The sequence below is a fragment of the Chromobacterium rhizoryzae genome (assembly GCF_020544465.1).
In the GTDB taxonomy this organism is placed as follows: Bacteria; Pseudomonadota; Gammaproteobacteria; order Burkholderiales; family Chromobacteriaceae; genus Chromobacterium.
On the sequence record NZ_CP066126.1, the window covers coordinates 3,084,028 to 3,102,516 of the forward strand.

At 64.7% G+C, this 18,489-nt stretch carries 13 protein-coding genes; 2 read left to right on the forward strand and 11 right to left on the reverse strand.

All coding sequences use genetic code 11. The annotated features are described in order from the left end of the window. Positions 1-16 precede the first annotated feature (16 nt). Positions 17-2,587, reverse strand: coding sequence for a TonB-dependent receptor (locus JC616_RS13800; protein WP_227103656.1), 2,571 nt, complete (start codon positions 2,585-2,587; stop codon positions 17-19). Between the two features lie 547 nt (positions 2,588-3,134). Further along, positions 3,135-5,726, reverse strand: coding sequence for a TonB-dependent receptor (locus JC616_RS13805; RefSeq protein ID WP_227103658.1), 2,592 nt, complete (start codon positions 5,724-5,726; stop codon positions 3,135-3,137). A gap of 182 nt (positions 5,727-5,908) precedes the next feature. Between JC616_RS13805 and JC616_RS13810 the strand changes: the two genes are divergently transcribed. After that, entirely contained in the window at positions 5,909-6,079 is a 171-nt protein-coding gene (locus JC616_RS13810; RefSeq protein ID WP_227103660.1) for a hypothetical protein, read from the forward strand. Between the two features lie 51 nt (positions 6,080-6,130). Here the strand turns inward: JC616_RS13810 and JC616_RS13815 are convergent, their stop codons facing one another. From JC616_RS13815 to JC616_RS13830, 4 genes are all read right to left on the reverse strand, one after another. Then, the gene (locus JC616_RS13815) at positions 6,131-8,395 is read right to left on the reverse strand and encodes a glycoside hydrolase (protein WP_227103662.1); all 2,265 of its coding nucleotides are present in this window, start codon (positions 8,393-8,395) and stop codon (positions 6,131-6,133) included. 83 nt (positions 8,396-8,478) lie between these two features. Then, entirely contained in the window at positions 8,479-9,255 is a 777-nt protein-coding gene (locus JC616_RS13820) for a DUF2861 family protein (protein ID WP_227103664.1), read from the reverse strand. Further along, on the reverse strand, positions 9,255-9,899 hold the full coding sequence (locus JC616_RS13825; protein ID WP_107799444.1) for a response regulator transcription factor: 645 nt from the start codon (positions 9,897-9,899) through the stop codon (positions 9,255-9,257). The genes JC616_RS13820 and JC616_RS13825 overlap by 1 nt, the downstream gene beginning before the upstream one ends. Next, positions 9,896-11,278 carry an ATP-binding protein gene (locus JC616_RS13830; protein ID WP_227103666.1) on the reverse strand — a complete coding sequence of 461 codons (1,383 nt, stop codon included), beginning with the start codon at positions 11,276-11,278 and terminating at the stop codon, positions 9,896-9,898. The genes JC616_RS13825 and JC616_RS13830 overlap by 4 nt, the downstream gene beginning before the upstream one ends. Positions 11,279-11,377: 99 nt before the next feature. Here JC616_RS13830 and JC616_RS13835 point away from each other — a divergent pair, with 99 nt between their 5' ends. Continuing rightward, positions 11,378-12,685 (forward strand): MFS transporter, encoded by a 1,308-nt coding sequence (locus JC616_RS13835; protein WP_227103668.1) that lies wholly within the window; start codon positions 11,378-11,380, stop codon positions 12,683-12,685. Positions 12,686-12,695: 10 nt separating this feature from the next. Here the strand turns inward: JC616_RS13835 and JC616_RS13840 are convergent, their stop codons facing one another. From JC616_RS13840 to JC616_RS13860, 5 genes are all read right to left on the reverse strand, one after another. Beyond that, positions 12,696-13,253, reverse strand: a complete 558-nt coding sequence (locus JC616_RS13840; RefSeq protein ID WP_227103670.1) for a DUF1120 domain-containing protein — start codon at positions 13,251-13,253, stop codon at positions 12,696-12,698. Then, positions 13,250-15,727, reverse strand: a complete 2,478-nt coding sequence (locus tag JC616_RS13845) for a fimbria/pilus outer membrane usher protein (RefSeq protein ID WP_227103672.1) — start codon at positions 15,725-15,727, stop codon at positions 13,250-13,252. Before JC616_RS13845 ends, JC616_RS13840 begins: the two co-directional genes overlap by 4 nt. 33 nt (positions 15,728-15,760) lie before the next feature. Beyond that, positions 15,761-16,432: a DUF1120 domain-containing protein gene (locus tag JC616_RS13850; protein ID WP_227103674.1), complete on the reverse strand. Its 672-nt coding sequence runs from the start codon at positions 16,430-16,432 to the stop codon at positions 15,761-15,763. 15 nt (positions 16,433-16,447) lie between these two features. Continuing rightward, a complete protein-coding gene (locus JC616_RS13855; protein WP_227103676.1) occupies positions 16,448-17,176 on the reverse strand; it encodes a fimbria/pilus chaperone family protein in 729 nt (242 codons plus the stop codon). Positions 17,177-17,311: 135 nt separating this feature from the next. Further along, positions 17,312-18,040, reverse strand: a complete 729-nt coding sequence (locus tag JC616_RS13860; RefSeq protein ID WP_227103678.1) for a DUF1120 domain-containing protein — start codon at positions 18,038-18,040, stop codon at positions 17,312-17,314. Positions 18,041-18,489: the final 449 nt, after the last annotated feature.

Genomic DNA, 18,489 nt, shown 5'->3' on the forward strand with positions numbered 1-18,489 from the left:
CCAGTTTCCCGCCGCCTTAGAGCTTGTAATTAGCCTTGAGGAAGAAGGAACGGCCCATCGGATCGGTAAAGCGCGGATCGTAGTTCTGCTGAGTCGAACGCGTTAACTGATTGGAGTAAGGCGGCTCTTGATCGAACAGATTCTTGATGCCGGCGGTCACCGTCAGCTTTTTGTTCCAGGTATAGGAACCAGACATATTCCAGGTGGAGTAAGGTCTGACGTTGTGGTTCTGACCTGCCGGGTTGGCATCGGTGTAACCGGACTTGTAGTTCTGGGCCAGCATCGCGCCCCACGGGCCGTAAGCCCAGCCCAAAGTCAGGTTATGCTGCCAACGGAAAGTCGGACCGCCGTCGATGTACGAGCCCAGACTGCTGTAATACGGGCCGTTTTTCTCATTCTGGTAGGAGTATTTGGACAGATAAGTGCCGTCCAGCGTCGCGGAGAAGGTGCCGGCGGCGGTCTTGGGCAATACCCAGTTCAGCTTGACGTCGACGCCGGCGGCGCTCAGATTGCCCAGGTTGTCGTAGTCGTCGATGATGTAGGACAGATTGCCGTTGCCGTCGCGGACAAAGTTTTTAGAGTACTTGACCGGATCCGCGAAGATGGCGGTTTCGTCCAGAATGCTGATCTGACCCTTGATCATGGTCCACCAGAAATCCGCGCTGGCGGTGAAGTCCTTGACCGGTTCGATCACCATGCCGAAGGACAAGGAGGACGACTTTTCCGGTTCCAACTTCTTGTTGCCCGCAATGCGCTTATTGCGCTGCATCTTGGTGCAAGCGGTGCCGTCTGCGCCCGGCGCAGGATTCACGCCGTCCGGACAAGCGCCGTAATCAACGTAGCTGCTGCTGGTCAGCTGCAACTGGTTGGGGCGGTAGATATTGTACAGCGACGGCGCGCGGAAGCCGGTGCTGGCCGAGCCGCGGAACATCACTTGCGAGCTGGGCTGGAACTTGAAGGCGACTTTCGGGTTGATCGAGCTGTCGGTATCGCTGTAGTGGTCGTAGCGCGCGGCCAGTTGCACATCCAGGTTCTTCAGCACCGGAATGTCCGCCTCGCCGTAGAAAGCGTAGGCGGAACGGCTGCCGCTGGAATCTTCAGTCTTGTCCTGGCCCGTGCTCAAGGCGTCGCGGGTCACCGCTTTGTTGTAGATCGTGCTCAAGGACTCGCGGCGCACTTCCGCGCCCAGCGCGATCGCCAGCATGCCGGCCGGCAGTTGCAACACTTCGCGGCTGGCCTTGATGTCGGCCATGTCGATGGTGGACTTGGCTTCCTTGGTCTGGCCGGTCATGCCCACCGAGCGCCAGGCAGCGAGGTTGTTGCCGGACAGATCGAACGGATCCAGCGCGCCGCTATCGACCGCGGACTGCATCTTGCTCTTGCTGACGTAGCCGGAGGTCAGGTTTTCCTTGATCAGGTTTTCCGAACGGCCGATGCCGGCGCGGTAATCCCAACCGGCGATCAGGCCTTCCATATTCAGCATCAGGCGCTGCGTGACCGAGTTGGCCTCGGTCTCGCGATTGCCCAGCGGAATGGTGCGCACATACAGCTTGTCGCGCTTGCTCGGGTCCACCGCGTTGGCGCGGGTGATGTCGCCAGCGGTCGGCAGCGGCGCGTTCTGCGCAGTGGTGATGGTTTCGGTGCGGGTGTATTGCAGCGACAGCTCGTGGTTGTCGCCAATGCGCTTGGTGGCCTTGATCAGGCCGGAAATCTGCTCCACCTGCGGGATGATGCTGGGGTACAAAGAAAAATACTCAACGCAGCGCCCGCCTACGTACTGCGAAAAGGGCGGCGCGCATTTCGGCGCGGAAGGCGTCACCCACTTGTTGGTTCTGCCGTCCAGATAGTTGCCGGGCCATGCATTGGGGCTGGTGCTGGTATAGGGGGTGATTTGCTTGGCGAAATCACGCTGGCCCGCCATCACCATATCCTGCTTCAGGTAGTCGATGGCGCCGTAGACGTTGAAACCGTCCTGATTCAAGTCGCCGATGCCGTAGGAGGCGTTGACGCGCTTTTCATCGCCGCCGCCATGCTGCGGATTGGCCAGGCTGCCGCCGATGCTGAAGCCCTTCAAGCTCTTCTTGGTGATGAAGTTCATCACCCCGCCGATGGCGTCGGTGCCGTAGATGGCGGAGGCGCCGTCCAGCAACACTTCCACGCGCTCGATGGCGGACAGCGGAATGGCGTTCAGGTCGGCGGAGGTGCCGTCAATCGCCTGATTGGCCATGCGGCGGCCGTCCAGCAGCACCAGCGTGTATTGATTGCCCAGGCCGCGCAAGCTGGCGAAAGAGCCGCCGCCGGAGGACGCGCCGACCGAGGCGCTGGCCCCTTGCGACGACTGGTTGGCGGCGATGCTGTTGACCACCTGCTCCACCGTGGTCAGACCCTGCTTGGCCAGGTCTTCGGTTTTGAGAATGGTGACGGGCAGCGCCTTTTCCTGCTTGATGCTGCGCTTGATGTTGGAACCGGTGATCTCCACCCGGTCCAGTTGACCGGAGTTCGCCTCAGCGGCGAATGCGAACGGCGCATGGCTCGCCATGCCGGCCATGGCCAGGGCAAGCACTAGCTGCTTCTTTTGACTTCTCAACTTGATTTCTCCTTAACTGCACACGGAAACCAGCAGCGCTTCTGACGAACGTTTGCTGGATACTGCAGGTCGTCGACAATCGAACGTCATGACCGTGTTTCGAGTGTGTTAAGGATTGTTGCTCCCCGTCAATATTTGTTGAGGGGCGATCCTGCTCGTCCGGCGCCCCGTTTAAACGCGCCTTTTGACGGAGAAATGCGCAAAAATCATGTTAGCGCTTGAAAATCAATAGACTATGCCCCTGATTTTTGCCAGCAGCTTTTACAGAAAGCCGCTAATTCCATGTCATTTTCCATGGTGAGAACAACTTGCCATTGTTGCTTTTTTGCATTTTTACGACAAATTCGTACAAGAATTTCAGATTAGACTAATTTTGTAAAAACTTATGCATTCGTTTTTTTAATGGCAGGCATGTAAAAAAACATTCATATCCAATCTAAACAACGCCAACTTAGCTGCATACCACCAGCCAAATTCATTCCAAAAACATAAAACCCCGCCACGCCAAACGGCGCGACGGGGCTTGATCAAACCGCCTTGGCGAGGCTTAGAGCTTGTAGCTGGCTTTCAGGAAGTAGGCGCGCCCCACCGGGTCCGCCACCACCGGATCAAAGCCGTACTGGAAGGTTTTGGTCTGGTTGCTGAACGGCGGCTCCTGGTCGAACAGATTGCGGATGCCGGCGGTAATGGTCAGCTTCTTGTCCCACACATAGCTGCCGGACAGGTTCCAGTTGGAGTACGGGCGCACATTATGGCCTTCATCGTTGGGATTCAGGTCGGTGTAGCCGGACGAGTAGTTCTGCACCAATACCCCGCTCCACGGCCCCTGGGCCCAGTTGAACGCCAGGCTGTGCTTCCAGCGCAAGGTCGGCTGCAGAATATTCTGATACCAACCGCCCAGCGAGCTCAGATAAGGGCCCTTGGGCTCCATTTGCTGCTGGTACTTGGAGGTGTAGGTGCCGTCCAGATTGACGCCGAAATTGCCCCAAGCCATCTTGGGCAGACGGAAAGCCAGACTGATGTCCACGCCGGCCGCGCTCAAAGTGCCCAGGTTCTGGGTGGTGGTGATCACATGGTTGAGCGAACCGTCGGGGTTGCGCACGAACTTGTCCGCGTACTTGCCCGGATCGGCGAAAATCACACCCGGATCCAGCGCGCCGATGGTGTCCTTCACCGTGGTCCACCAGAAGTCCGCGCTGGCGGTGATTTCCTTGATCGGCTCGATCACGATGCCGAAGGTCAGCGAGCTGGCCTTCTCCGGCGACAAATTGTTGTTGCCGCCCTGCAAGGCTTCGAACTGGGTGTTGCAATCGTCCACCTTGTTGCCGCCGTTGGCCGGCGTGCCGCCCGGGCAGCGCAAGGGGTCGTTGAACTTGTTGGCGGTATAGGTCTTGCTGTTGGGCGTGAACACGTCGTACAGCGTCGGCGCGCGGAAGCCCTTGCTGGCCGAGGAGCGGAACAAGACCTGAGGGATAGGCTGATACTTGACGGCGATCTTGGGGTTGAAGGAGCTGCCGAAGTCGGTGTAGCGGTCGTAACGCGCCGCCAGCTGGGCGTCGAAGTTCTTGAAGATGGGGATGTCCGCTTCGACATAGGCCGCGGTCACGCCGCGGCTGCCGCTGGTGGACTTGGAATCGGCGATGCCGGAGCCCAGCGCGAACTGAGCGATGTCCTGGATCTGGCTGTCCAGCTTCTCACGCCGGGTTTCCACGCCGAAAGCCGTCGCCACCATGCCGGCCGGCAACTGAAACACCTCCTTGCTGACCTTGAAGTCCGCCATCACCGTCTGATATTTGGCGATCCAGCCATCGCCCTTCAGCTCGGTGCTCTGCCAGGCGCCCGGCGCGGAATCGCCAAAGGGGTTGATGGTGCCGTCCTGGAAGGCGGCGGCGATCTTGTCGCCGTGCACATAGCCGGACTTGTAATTGATGATGGTCTTGTTCTCGGAGTAGGCCACCCCGCCGCGGTAATCCCAGCCCGCCAGCAAGCCTTCGGCGTTGAAAGCCAGCCGCTGCGTGGTGGACAGACTCTCGGTCACGCGCGGCCCCAACGGCACCGCGCGCGAGTTGATCACCACGTCGCTGCCGTCGGTGGGCGTGCCGTCCGGCAAATGGGTCGGATAATACTTGTCGCCCGCCTTCAGGGTGGCGATCTTGGCCAGCGGCGCCGGCGAGATGCGCGTGGTGCTCAGGTTGCGCGCCCCCATGTACTGCAGCGACAGGGTATGTTCCCCAATCTGCTTGGTGCCCTTGGCGAAGGCGGTCAGTTGCTCCACCTCCGGCGTCAAGTCCATGTAGAGGGTGGCGTTCTCGCCACAGGAGTTGGCGTCTATCGGCTTGGCGTACGGCGGTTTGCAATTCGGCGCCGTCGGGTTGTAGGCGTTGCCCTTGTAGGTGAAGTTGGACGGGAAGACCCGGCCGCTCAGATTGTCCGCGGTCAGGTATTTGTTGGCGAAGGAACGGTTCAGCGTGGTGATGGCGTCCAGCTTCTGATAACTCAGGGAGCCGTAAACGTTGTAGCCGTCCTTGTTCAGATCGCCGATGCCGGCGGTGATGCTGGCGCTGCCGGTATTGCCGCCCTTGTGGTCGGTGGACACCAGCTCGCCCGCCACCGTCACGCCCTGATAGCTTTTCTTGGTGATGAAGTTGATCACGCCGCCGATGGCGTCGGTGCCGTAGATGGCGGAGGCGCCGTCGCGCAGCACCTCGATGCGCTCAATCGCCGACAGCGGGATGGCGTTCAAATCCGTGGCGTAGCCGCCAATCGCCTGGCTGGCGACGCGGCGGCCGTCCAGCAGCACCAGCGTGTACTGCGAGCCCAGGCCGCGCAGGCTGGCGTAGGAGGCGCCGCCCGACACCGTCTGCACCGACGAAGCGCCCACCATGCTGGACTGGTTGCTGGCCAGCGAATTCACCACCTGCTCCACCGTGGTGAAGCCCTGCTTGCTCATTTCCTCGGTGCGAACCACCGTCACCGGCAGCGCTTTTTCCTGCTTGATGCTGCGCTTGATATTAGACCCGGTGATTTCCACCCGGTCCAGGGTGCCGCTGCTCGATTCCGCCGCCCAAACGCTGCCGGCTTGGCCGCCCAGGCCTGCCAGGGCCAGGGCCAGCACCAACTTCTTCTTGCTAGTTCTCATGATTTCTCCAGTCATGTGTCTAACCTGCTTAGCGCGCTTCTCTAGACACGCTTTCGGCAGATCATCCAGCCGCAGACTATTTGTCATATGGCCTGACACGATGCTTGGAGCATTTATTACAGACGGTCAATCGACATCATGAATCGTCACATACCGTCTTTCCGCCCACGGCGGCGTCCTGGATGAAAACCGTCGCGCCGCCATCGGCCGGAAAGGCCGCCGGCAAAGGCTTACGCCCGATGGCGGCGCGCAGGCCGCCGCTGTGGCGTTTACAGCGGCGCGTTGTCATTTTGCCAATGCGCTGTGTGGCACGATATTTTTATGACATGTGTAAAAATCAGATAGACGATTAAATCAATGCGTTTAACTCATGCCTGCGGAACACCGGGCCAAACAGCGGTCCATCAGGCCGGAGCCGGCTCGCAATCCTTTAAGGAAACCGTGCGCTCCGGCTGCCCGGACAGTTGCACCCGCATCGCCCGGCCGGCCAGTTCGCGTCCTTCCAGCTGCCGCGGCTCGGCGCTGAAATTCACCGTCAAGCGGCTGCCGTCCGCAAAGCGGGTCTGTTGCGACAAGCGGTCCGGCGTCAGCCAGGCAAAACCAGTCATGGCCTGGGTCGCCAGTTGCCGGTGCAGCGGCCGGAACACCTGATCGGCGCAGCGCATCAGCGGCAGCCGCTTTTCCAGGCTCTCCACGCTCAGGTGCCAGAGCGGCGGCGTGTTGTACAGCCATTGCGTCAGCAGATTGTCGGCATAGGCGTTGCTGAACTTCAGGTTGTCGTACAGCCAGTGATTGCTGGTGACGATGGAGTCGTGGAACGCCGCCTGGTAAAGCGGCAAGCGGTAGCCCGGCTGGTAGTAAATATTCAGATACGGCTGTTTCAGGGGCACGGCGCGAAAAAACACCTCAGGCTGATTCGCCGGAAACCAGCGGCCCAGGAAGTACGGCGATTTGGGATTTTTCTGCAGATCGGGATCGCCCCAGCCCAGCACCGGCACCTGCATGCCGTGCGCGAAGGCGATGCCGCGCGAGGTGGCGGCGTTGCCGTTTTCCGAACCCACCGGCACGCCGAAGCGGTCCCGCACCCAGGCCATGCTGCGTTCATTGCCGGCCGCCACGCCGGCCTGGCTGGTCCGCCGGCCGGGGCTGTGATCGTCGAACACCATGCCGGTGGCGTAGGCGTCCAGAAACCAGCTGTTGAAACCCAGCGCCTGATGCAGCGCCTGGCTGCGCTGACGCAAGACCGGCCGCACGCAATCCGGGTTGGTGTAATAGCCGGACTGCTGGAAGCCGCTCTTGCGCCGGCCGCTGGCCAAGGTAATGCCGCAGTTCCGGTACGCGGCGGCGCCCTGCTGCGCCGTCAGCCAATCCTCGCGCTGCCCGGGCGGCAAGGCGGTTTCATAGGAATCGTAGGCCGCCATCAGATAGCCGGCGCGCACGCCCGCCTTCATCGCTTGCGGCTGCCACAAGCCGCCCTCCCAATTGTCCATGCCCAGCCACAGGCGCTCCAGGCCGGCCGCGCGCAAGGCCCGCAGCGTGCGGAGCGACAAGCCGCCGCCCCAATCGTCAGGCTCGCCCAAGGCCGCGCCGAACACTTCCCTCACCTCGCGCCGCAGGCGGCGGTAAGGCTCGGCCAGCTTGTTCCACGCCGGCGCGGCGCTCAGCCAGCCGGCGCGCGCCTCCGCCGTGGCCGCCTGATTGAAGGCCGCCAACAGCGCCCGGCGCTGGTAGGCGTCGGGCCGGGCCGAGGCCGTCCGCAGCGCCGCGGCGGCTTCGGCGTCGAAGCGCCCTCTCAGCCGCCGCGCCAGCGCGCTGTCGCCGCGCAGCAAGCTCAGCCAGCGTCCCCAGTCGCGCACATCCTCCGCGCCCAGCAAATCGTTGCCCCATAGATAGACATGGCTGGCGCCCACCAGCTTGGCGGTTTCCGGCTGCGCGCGCATCTTGTCGGCCAGGCTTTCGAAACGCCCCGCCCCGATCAGCCATTGCCGATAACGCTTGGCCCCGGCCAAGAGGTCCCCGTCCGCCAGATGCAAGAGCAAGATCATCGGCTCCCGCCGGTTCAAGGCGTTGAAATCATGGCTGAGCGCCAGCCCCAGGCCGGCGCCGTCCCGGCTTACCTTCAAACGGTTGTTGAAGGGATTGAGCAGCAGCCAATGCAGGCTGCTCGCGCCGTAGTCCATGCCCCACAAGGGCAAGCTGAGGTTTTCCGAGGTGTTTAGCCCGTCGCCGGCGAAGCGCGGCAGGAAATCCAGCCACAGCGGGTCGCCGGCCGGCGCATAACTGCCCTCGGCCAAGGGCAGCAGCAAGCCGCGCCCCATCGCCGCCGCCGGCTGCCGCAGCAGCGGCACGGTCTCCGCTGCGCCGGCTCCGGCTTGAACCGTCAGCGTCAGGTCCGGCCCGTCCAGGCGCGCGCTCAAGCGATAACGGCCGCGCTCCCAGGACCAGGCGGCGCCGGCCGCGTCCGCGTTCAGATCCGCCACCGCGCGCGCCGGGCCGCCGCTCGACACCGCCAGCGGCGGCTGTCCGGCCGGCGTCGCGGTCACCGCCAGGGTGGCCGGGTCCAGCGCCACCCTCCATTGCGCGTTCTCCAGCCGGATCTGCGCCCAGGCGCTCAGGGACAGACACATCGCCGCCAGCGCAAAAACAAGGGAATGAGGGGATATCGGCATTGCGGGCACTCTCCGTATGGGAATCAAGACGGAGAGATTAAAAAGGCAAAGGCCGCCCCGATTGTCAGGCCAATGTCAGGATTTCAGCGCGGCCCCACCTGACGGTGCGCCAGCCTCAACACCAATTGACCGCGCGCCTCGGCGCGCACCAGGGCCACGCTCTGCCATAGCTCGCCCCGGCCGGGCGGCCAGCGCAGCGCCTCGCCCAGCTCGCGCCGCCGCCACCAGACAAAGCCGTAGTCGCTGCGACGCAACAGCGATTGCTCCAGCCAGGGCTGGGCGCAGGCCGCGCGCGGCGGCGGCAAGCGCGACACCGCCAGCGGGCTGCGCGACAGCCAATCCAGATTGGCCACCTCAGGCAAGGCCAGCTCGGCCTGCCATTGCCGGCCGGCGGCGCTGAGCTGCAAGCGGTAAGCGCCCGCCGCCAGCGGCCGGCTCAGGTCCGCGCTTTCCAGGCGGAAGCCTTGGCCGTCTTCCCGCTCCAGCAAGCCGCCGCGCAGCAAATCATGCCCCTGAGCGTCCAATAGCCGGGCGTCCTCCAGCGCGCCGCGGCCGCTCAGCACCACCCGGTAGGCGCGCGCCAGCGGCATGTCGCGCTGCGCCAGCTCCAGCGTCAGCTGCGGCAGCCAAGCCGGCAGCGTCAGCGGCGCGTCCTTGCCGCAGTGCTCGGCGCTCAGCGCCGCCAAGGCCTGCGCCCAGGCTTGCCGCTGCGCCTGGCTGCGCAAGGCCGGCCAGCTCTCGGACAGCGCCTGCCAGGCGGCCGCGTCGTCCGCGCCCAGCAAGGCGCGGTTCAAGGTCGCCAGCGGATCCGCGACGGCCGGCGCGGCCAGCGCCAGCCACAAACACCATGCGCGCAGCATCAGTTCTTCTCCAAACGGTAGCCGACGCCGCGCACGGTTTCGATGGCGATGCCGGGCAGCTTCTGCCGCAATTGCAGGATGTGAGTGTCCACGGTGCGCGTGGACGGAAAGCTGTCGTAGCCCCAGACCTGATTCAGCAATTCGTCGCGGCTCATCACTCGTCCGGCCATGCGCGCCAACAACGCCAGCAGTTCGAACTCGGTGCGCGTCAACGCCACCTCCCGTCCTTGCCAGTTCGCCGATTGCCTGGCCGGCTGCAGGCTCAAGGCCCCCAGGCTCAGACTGCCGTCGCCCAAAGGCCGCAACTGGGCGCGAATCCGCGCCAGCAACTCGGCATGGGCGAAAGGCTTGCTCAGATAGTCGCGCGCGCCCGCCTCCAGCCCGGCCACCCGGTCGCCCACCTCCACCCGCGCCGTCAGCACAATCACCGGCAAGGCTTTCTGCGCCAGCCAGCCGGGCAAATGCCGCAGGCTGTCGCCGTCCGGCAGGCTGCGGTCCAGGATGACCAGATCGGCGCGCAGCCACTGCGCGGCCGCGTCCTCCGCCCGCCGCAGCCACAGGCAGCGATAACCCGCGTCCTCCAGAAAGCGGCTCAGGCCGTCGCCCAGCGTTGCGTCGTCTTCAATCAAGAGCAAGGTGTTCATCGCGGGGAATCCTGTCGCGGCACCCGCTTGACGGGCAGTTGCAAGCTAAAGCGCGTGGGCGGCCCGGACAGGCTCAACCGGCCGCCCAGCCGCTTCAGCACCCGCCGGACGATGGCCAGACCCAGCCCCATGCCCTCGCCGCCGCCGTCGCGCCGCGCCAGTCGGCGCAGCCGGTAATCCCTCAGGCGGCCGCCGTCGCACACCGTCAGCGTCAAATTGCGGCCGTCCCAATCCGCCTGCACGCGCCAGGGCGGCCGGCCATGCCGGCGCGCGTTGGCCAGCAAATTGTCCAGGCACAAGCCCAGCCAATAGGCCGGCAACAGCACGGTCGCGTCCTCGTTCAGACAAAACGCGGCCTGATGCCGCTCCGCGATCGCGTCCAGCCATTCCGCCAGCCGCACCGCTTGCCGCCCTTCGTCCAGACGTTCGGCGGACAAGTAATGGCGGCTGGCTTCGGCCAACTGACGCAGGCGGCTGACGCCGCCGGCCAAATGTCCGAACTGATCTTGAGCGGAATCCGGCAGGCGGTCGAAATCCCGGCGCAGCCCCTCCACCACGCCGGCCAGACCGGCGATGGGGGTGCGCAATTCATGAGTGAGCATCTGCAAGGCGAAACGCCGCTCCCGTTCCAGGCGCCGCCGCTGCCAGGCCAGCCAGCCGCCGGCGGCCAGCGCCAGCCCGGCGAGGCCCGCCAGCAAAGCCCGCCAGGGCCAGGCCGGCGCCGGCGTCGGGTTCAAGCACAGTCCGTCCTGGCGCTCCGCGCAGGCGCCCGCGCCGGCCGCGGACACCCTGACCCCGGCCGCTTCCGCCCGTTCCCGCCAGGCGGCGGCCGGGTACAGCCGCCATTGGCCGTCCCGCAGCCGCCACAGCGCGCCGTCCTGCCACAGCCAACGCGCGCCGGCCAGCAAGGCGTCCAGATTGTCGTCCGACAGCCCGCCCAACAGCCCCAGATCGTCGTCGCGTTCGCGCACATGCAGCCAGTCCGCCACCGCCGCCCGCGGCCGGCCCTGCCGCCAGTGCGCGGCGCTGCTGCCGCCCAAGGGATGAACCGGATGCAGGCGCAGCCAGTCGTCCGGCAGACGTCCGTCCGCGCAGCGCCGACGTTCGAAATCCCGCCACAGCGCCGGCAGAGCAGACAGGTCCCCCTCGCAGCGGCGCTCGTGCGCCTCCAGCTGCCGCAAGGCGCGCAGGCTGTAGCGGGACCAGGCCGGCTGCAACGACGCCGGCGCGATCAGCCCCTCGTCCAGCGACTGAATCCGCGTCAGCGCCAAAGACCGCGCCGGCCGCGACTCGGCCAAGGCGGCGTCCAGCCGCGACGACAGCTCGCCGGCCCAGGCCGCGTGGCAGATCAATAGGCAACAACACAGACGTAGCTTCATGCGCCGCATTATACGGAAAACCCGCCGCCGCTCGGCTGACAGGCCGGCGCGAATCCGCTAGCATGCGTTTCCGGCTCATGACACAAGATCGGCATCCCCGTGAAAGCAGGCTTTTCCTTCTTCGCCACCCGGCGCTTCTTCCCGCTGTTCGGCACCCAGTTCCTGGGCGCCTTCAACGACAATCTGCTGAAAACCGCCATCGTGGTGCTGATCAGCTTTCACGGACTCAGCCTGGCCGGGCTGCCGCCGGAACAACTGGTCAATCTGGCCGCCGGCGTGTTCATCCTGCCCTTTTTCCTGTTTTCCGCCACCGCCGGCAAATTGTCGGAGCGCTACGACAAGGCCGCCATCGCCCGCTGGATCAAGCTGGCCGAGATCGCCATCATGCTGCTGGCCGGAACCGGCTTCTTCCTGCACTCCGCCGGCCTCTTGCTTTCCGCGCTGTTCCTGATGGGCGCCCACTCCGCCTTTTTCGGCCCGCTCAAATACTCGGTGCTGCCGCAGTATCTGAAAGAACAAGAACTGGTGGGCGGCAACGGCCTGATCGAGATGGGCACTTTTCTCGCCATCCTGATCGGCCAGATCGGCGGCAGCATGCTGACCAACGGCGGCCCTCTGCTGATCACCGCCACCTTGCTGGCCACCGCCATGCTCGGTTACGGCGCCAGCCGCGAGATGCCGCCGGCCCAGCCCGGCGCGCCGCAGCTGAAGCTGTCCTTCAACTTCCTCAAAGACTCCGTGCTGCTGATGCGCGACGCCTGGCGCATCCGCGACGTGCGCTGCGCCATCCTCGGCATTTCCTGGTTCTGGCTGATGGGCGCGGTCTACACCACCCAGCTGCCCACCTTCACCCGCCTGCATCTGGGCGGGGACGCCGCCGTCTACACCCTGCTGCTGGCCTTGTTCTCCATCGGCATCGGCCTGGGTTCGGTGGTGTGCGCCAAGCTGTCGCAAGGCAAACTGCAACTGGGCATGGTGCTGGTGGGCAGCGTCGGCATGACGCTGTTCGGCGGCGATCTGGCGCTGTCCGCGCTGCCGCACTACCGCGGCGAGCTGATCGGCCTGGCCGATTACCTGGCCCGCGCCGGCAGCTGGCGCAATATGGTCGACGTGGCGCTGCTGGGCTTCTTCGGCGGCTTCTTCACCGTGCCGCTGTACACCTGGCTGCAAACCGCCAGCCCGGATGATTTCCGCTCCCAGGCCGTGGCCGCCAACAATATCGCCAACGGCTTCTACATGGTGGCCGCCGCCATCGGCAGCGCGCTGGCGCTGAAGCTTTACGACAGCATCGCCATCCTGCTGCTGGCCACCGCCGCGCTCAACATCCTGGCCACCCTGCACCTGCTCAGCGCCGCGCCGGTGATCTGGCGACAGCGGCTGGACTGGCTGCGCGCGCTGCGCGACTGAGACCGGCGCTTCATTCCGCGGCGGAGGCCTGTAGTTCGAACACTCCGTCCATCCGCCAGCGCTCCCGCTCGCGGGCATGCGTCGCGCCAGCCGGCAAGAGCGGCTGGACTTCCAGCTCCAAGCGCAAGGCCCGCCCCGTCCCGCCGCCGCTGTCCGGATACACCCGCACCAGCTGGCCGGGGCGTAGCGGGGCCGAGCGCAGGCGCTCGCCGCCGCTCTCCCCCTCCACGCGGAAATAGGCGTCGCGGCCATCCAGCGTCGCCGCGCGCAAGATCAGACGCGCCGCGCCCTGAGGCCCGAAGCGGAACGAGGCCGCGTCCGCCGCCGGGCCGTTGAAACGCAGGGCCAAAGCCCGGGGCCCTTCGCAAACGGCCTGCAAACTCAAGGTACGCGCCTCTAGGCCGCCCCCCGGCGCGCCCCGGCCGAAGCCCTCTCGCAAGGCGGCCAAGGGCAGCACGCCATAGTCCAGATTGGGCGTGCTCAAGCTCAACGCGCACGGCCCTTCCTCGGCCGCCGCGCCCGCGCTCAAGGCCGCCAGCGCCATCAAAACCCATTTTCCCATGCTCATCCCTCAACTCCTCGGTCTCCGACGCCACGCTCCGACGCGTCCGCTTCAAGCAGCGAACCCGGCGCGCAGCGCGCCCTGACGGTTTGGTACAAGGCGGAAGCGTCCTCGTCCGGCAAGACATAGTCCAAGCGACAGCGCCGCCTTGGCGGAGACTCCACATACAGGCCGTTCCGCGCGGTCGCCTGATCCAGAAACACCTCGCCCCCGCTCCCGGTGAGCGTGATGAAACGCCCCTCCCCATCCACCACGCTCAGGCCGGACGCCAAGGCCTCGCCGTCCTCCGCCGCGATCTGGATCAGCAAGCGCTGGGTCTTGAGCACCGAGAACTCCGCCCGGCTGACCGAGCCATGCCCGGCGCGCACTACTTTCAAGCCGTTCGCCACGTCCGCATTGCGCGGCAGGCTAGGCGTCTGCAGTTCCACTCGGGTATCGGCGTAAGCGTTCAGATTGGCCAATACCGCGTGGCCGTCGCCATCGCTCCACACCGGGCCGCTGGGCGTGCTGAACTTCACGCCGGGCAAGCCGCCCACCGACAGCACCCCGACGCTGTCGCGCAGCGGATAGGGAGAGAAGGTCAGTCCGCCCTCATGCAGCAGCGCGCCGCCGCGCAGGCTGGCGTTGTACGACTGCGCGCCGCCGCGCTGGCTCATGCCCAGGCCCAGCTGGGCGTAACGCGGAATCCAGTGCAGATTGCCGTTGAAGCCGGTGCTGTTCCGGTCCGCGTCGCGATCCACCGCCACGCCGTAATTCAAGCTGTCGCTGACGACTTCGCGGTAGCTGCTCCCCAAAGTTTGGCTTTGGCCATAGCGTTGCAGATACGCGCTCAGGCTGGCGCGCTCCAGCGGCAGATCCACGTTCAAGTAAAACTGATTGCGATGCGCGCCCGCGCCCCGACTCAAATCTCGGCCCACGTTCAAAGAGACATTGGCGCCCCACATCCGCCGCGACCAGCCGCCGTTCAAGCGCTGCGAGGCCTCGCCGCCGTGATGCGAGCGGGTCGCGCCCAGGCTGAACGCGCCCATGAGTTCATGATGGTAGGACAGGGACAGGCCGTACTGCGTCAGCGCGGCCGGCACCTCTTGTTGACGAGCCGCGTAATCCGACAGCGTGCGGAAGTGGGCGCTCTGCCGGCTCAGGTTCAGCGCGCCGGACAGGCGCTCGCCCCAGCTCGCGCTCAAGGACGCGCTGTATTGCGCGCCGCTCCGCCCCGCCTCGCCGTCGCGGGAGGCCACCGCGCGCATGCCGGCCACCAGCCCGGGGCTCAACAGATAAGACAAGGCCCCGCCGACGGAATGAAAGCGTTCGGACCACAGGCCGCCCAGGCTGAGGTCCAGTTCCCGGCCCAGCCGCCAGCTGCGGCTGCCGGAAAACAGCCACGGCGTGTCGCCGTCCTGGCCGCCAAACTGACGCATCTTGCCCGCCGCCATATTGAAGCCCTCGACGTCGCCGCCCGGGCTGGCGAAAAACGCCGCCGCCGGCACGGTGAAGGCGTGCTGGCCGCCATCGCTTTCGGTGACGGTGACATTCAGATCGAAGCCCGCCGACAGGATGGGCACATCGTTCAATTCGAAAGCGCCGGGCGGCACCAGCGTGCTGTACACCAAAGCGCCGGCCTGCCTCACCTCCACCCGGGCCTCGCTCTGAGCGATGCCCCTGACCTGCGGCCGATTGCCGCGCGGCAGCAAGGCTCCTTGCGGCAGCCACTGCGCGCCGGAAAAATTCACGCCGGCAAACAGGGGGTTGTTCAGCGACAACTCGCCCACTTGCAGGATGGCCTTGCTGTCCACCAGGGTCTTCTGCGCATAGCTGTACAGATACTGGAAACGATTGCTCGCCTCGTTGCGCGCGAAGCTTTGCCGGCTGCGCACCATCCAGTCCCGCCAATTGAAGCCGATTTCCGTGAAACCTTGCAGATACTGCTGGCTCCGCCCGCCTCCGCTGCTGCGCATGGCCAGCACCTCGTAATTGAACAGGCCGGCCGTGCCGCCGCTGTCGTAGCCGCCCAGTGGCTCCTGCTCGCGCCGCAAGGCGCCGCTGGGCGCCAGGATGTCCACCCGCGCCAGCTCCGGCCGCAGCTTGACCACCGCCTGCGGATAAAAAGCTGTCAACTCCCGACAGCCGGCCTCCGCCGGCGGTTGGCCGGCCGCGGGCAGCAAGCCGGCTGCCGTCCAGAATCCGTCGTCGACGCACAGGCGGCCGCCCTCGTCTATGCTCACCTCGGCGCCGCCGCGACCGGCGCCGTTGACGAATAAGGACACCCGATTCCTGCCCGGCGCAAAGCGCGCGCCCAGGCTGAAGTACTCCGCCACGCCGGGGTCGATGCCGCTCGCCTTCAACACGCCCAGGTCAAACTGCACGCCCTCGCCGGGCGCGTCGCGCGCCCCGGTCTCCGCCAGCGACGCCGTCGGGAACGCCCCGGCCAGCCACAGTAATAGCGGAATGGGTCTGAGCAGCCATTCAATTGAACACTTCATCTAACAGGACCCAAGATTGGATGGATGGAGACGTCAGGGATAGAAGACCGTGACAGTGGCGTGGCCGTCCAAGCGCACCGGTTCGCGCGCGCTGAGCGCCTGCCGCCCCCTGAGCGCCGCGCCGACGCGCAGCTTGAACACGTGGGTGCCGGCCGGCTGCAGCGCCTGACGCTGCGGCGAGCCCAAGGCATAGCCGTAACGCAGGTTTAGCGGTTCGCCGCCGGCCTGCGACCAGCCTTCCTGCCGGCCGGCGCTGCGCATCAGCGTCGCCGGACGCTCGTCCGCATGAGCCTCGATCAGGCTCAGCCACCAATAGCCCAGCGCTTGCTTGCGGCTGTCCCGGCCCAGGCCCAGAGTCTGCTCCGCCTCCGCCGGCAGCGACGGCGATGCGGCCCCCGTCGTCTGAAGCCCGGCCATGGCGACGATGCCGGCGCGGCTGTCGCCGCGGTTGTCCCGTATGCTCAAACCCACCAGCGCCGGCTGATCGCACTGCACATGCAAGCTGATCTCCCGCTCGCCCAACAGCGTCGCGCCTGGATTCAAGGCCGACCAGGGGATGAGGCCGTAATCGACCACGCCGTTATGGGAAAAGCCGGGCGTGCAGCTGGGCGGCACCACCTCGGCCGTCAGCGCGAATGGCGCGTTCGCCGCCAGTACCGGCATGGATGCGCATAGCGCGGCGGCGATTGCTTGGCGATATTTCATCACGGGCTAGGCCGCTCAGTTCAAGGCTGCGGTAAAGGAGTCCACCGCATAGCCGTAGCTGGTCGCCGGCCACAGCTTGACGTGAGTGGCGTCCAAGGGCGTCTGGCCGGCCGACGCCAGCTGCAAGCGCTCGCCGGGCAGGATATAGGCCTTGGGCAGCTCCAGCCCTTGCCGTCCGGGCTGCAACTCCACCTTGTGCGTGGACAGGCGCACCACGTAAGGACTGTCGTTTTTGACCTCCACCCGGCCGTCTTCCGTCAGGCCCCACTGCAGCTTGACCCAAGGTTCCCGCTCGCGCGGCAGGCCCTTGGGACGGATCAGTACCGGCAGGTTCTGATTGAAAGTCATCTGAATGCGATGCCCCTTATCGGCGGACACCGCGGGAATCCCCTCGAAGGACGCCCGCATCAGCCGCTCGGTCCGCAGCGGCTGCGGCGATTTCAACAAAAAGCGGACCAGTTGTTTCTCCCCGCCTTCCACCCGGGAAATCGGCGGCGTCGCCAGCAATAGCTGCTCCGGGTCTTCGGGCAGGTTTTCCAGCCGGACATACATCAGGCTGGCGTGGGCGTCGGTATTCTTGACGTTGATCACGCCCTCGCCGTCGCCTTCCTCCACCACCACCAGCGAGGTTTCCGGCACCACGCCGGCGGACCAGGCCGCCGCGGGCTGCAGGGCCAGCGCCAAGGCGCCGGCCATAGCGCCGCCGCGGACCGCAACGGCGAACACATTCAGCGCATGCATCATATGAAACTCTTTTCCATCAAGGACGGCGTTGATTCACCGCGTCAAACCGTATCAACCGGGCCGGCAAGCATGCCGCCGGCCCGTATTCAAGCACGCTGACTCAAGACTTATTCAGCGCCGACTCGCGCAACCCAATCACTGGTAATAAATAGTGAAAGTACCCTTGCCGTCCAGCTTAGTGTCGTCCTTCACGCTCAAGCGCCCCTTGGTGTTCAATGCCGCCCCCACCACCATGGGGAACTCATGTACGGAGGCTACCGCAGGGGTATTGATCGTTTTTCCTTTGATGGCGAAAGTGGTGACATTGGCGCCGCCGTAATGCGAGTTAAGCGGAGTGGTATTCGTCTCCCCCCAACTCGAGCCATTATTAGACGAGTACAATAGTTTGGTATCGCCCACCTCCGCGTTCGCGCTATTGGTCGCCTTCAGCTTGTCAAACTCCATGCTCAGCCACCAAACGCCCAGTTTTCCCGCCTCCGCATCGTTCCCCAAACCCATGGTTTGCTCGTTGAGGCTAGCGACCGCATGGCTACCGGAAGGCTTAGTCGGCCTCGGGATTTCGCTAACCAGCAAGGGCTTGCTCTCCGCGCGGGCATCGGTGATGCGGATGCCCAGCGCGGTATCCTCTTGGCAGGTCACCGTCAGGCTGACATTGCGATCTTCCAGCGTGTACGCGTCACGATTGCTCAGGTTGGACACCGGGATATTGCCATAATCAATCACCGCGCCGCCGCTCAAAGCCGGCGTGCACGCGGGCGGCACCAGCTTGCCGGTAATCAGCAAATCTGCGCTATTTGCCGAAGCCCATTGAGCGGCTCCGGCAAAAACCGTGGCCACCACCAAAATCATATTCTGCTTCTTCACGATTCAACCTCCAATTAGATGAAAGTTCGCAATCAAATCATTCGCATTAAACGATGTTTTCTTGCAAGACAGCCGCCCCATTCCGGCGACATCCGCTTATTGATTCGCGGCGAGGTCATCTTGCTTTTTCGTAAGAATGCCTACAATAGGATTTTTCCTAAAAAAACAACAAGCACACCAATTTCATTTCAATATTCACAAATAAAAAACACACAACAAACCTCAGTCACATCACTTCAAAAAAATCAACAAATCTAAATAATTAATATATTAATATTTAGAGTTGTTGAGGATTTACCTCATGGTCTTCCACTTAGAGCCGCTAACAAGCCGCGCAGCGTAGCTGAGCCAAGGCGCGCCGACGCAGGCAGCGCCAGCCGTACGACAAGGAGGCGCAACACAGGATCAGGGGTTTGGTTAGCGGGTCTTAGGCGGACGCAAAAAAGCCC

Coding starts and splice junctions, on each gene's coding strand:
- JC616_RS13805 (WP_227103658.1), bottom strand. CDS start 5,726: ATGAGAACTAGCAAGAAGAAGTTGGTGCTGGCCCTGGCCCTGGCAGGC.
- JC616_RS13810 (WP_227103660.1), top strand. CDS start 5,909: ATGAAAACCGTCGCGCCGCCATCGGCCGGAAAGGCCGCCGGCAAAGGC.
- JC616_RS13815 (WP_227103662.1), bottom strand. CDS start 8,395: ATGCCGATATCCCCTCATTCCCTTGTTTTTGCGCTGGCGGCGATGTGT.
- JC616_RS13820 (WP_227103664.1), bottom strand. CDS start 9,255: ATGCTGCGCGCATGGTGTTTGTGGCTGGCGCTGGCCGCGCCGGCCGTC.
- JC616_RS13825 (WP_107799444.1), bottom strand. CDS start 9,899: ATGAACACCTTGCTCTTGATTGAAGACGACGCAACGCTGGGCGACGGC.
- JC616_RS13830 (WP_227103666.1), bottom strand. CDS start 11,278: ATGAAGCTACGTCTGTGTTGTTGCCTATTGATCTGCCACGCGGCCTGG.
- JC616_RS13840 (WP_227103670.1), bottom strand. CDS start 13,253: ATGAGCATGGGAAAATGGGTTTTGATGGCGCTGGCGGCCTTGAGCGCG.
- JC616_RS13845 (WP_227103672.1), bottom strand. CDS start 15,727: ATGAAGTGTTCAATTGAATGGCTGCTCAGACCCATTCCGCTATTACTG.
- JC616_RS13850 (WP_227103674.1), bottom strand. CDS start 16,432: ATGAAATATCGCCAAGCAATCGCCGCCGCGCTATGCGCATCCATGCCG.
- JC616_RS13855 (WP_227103676.1), bottom strand. CDS start 17,176: ATGATGCATGCGCTGAATGTGTTCGCCGTTGCGGTCCGCGGCGGCGCT.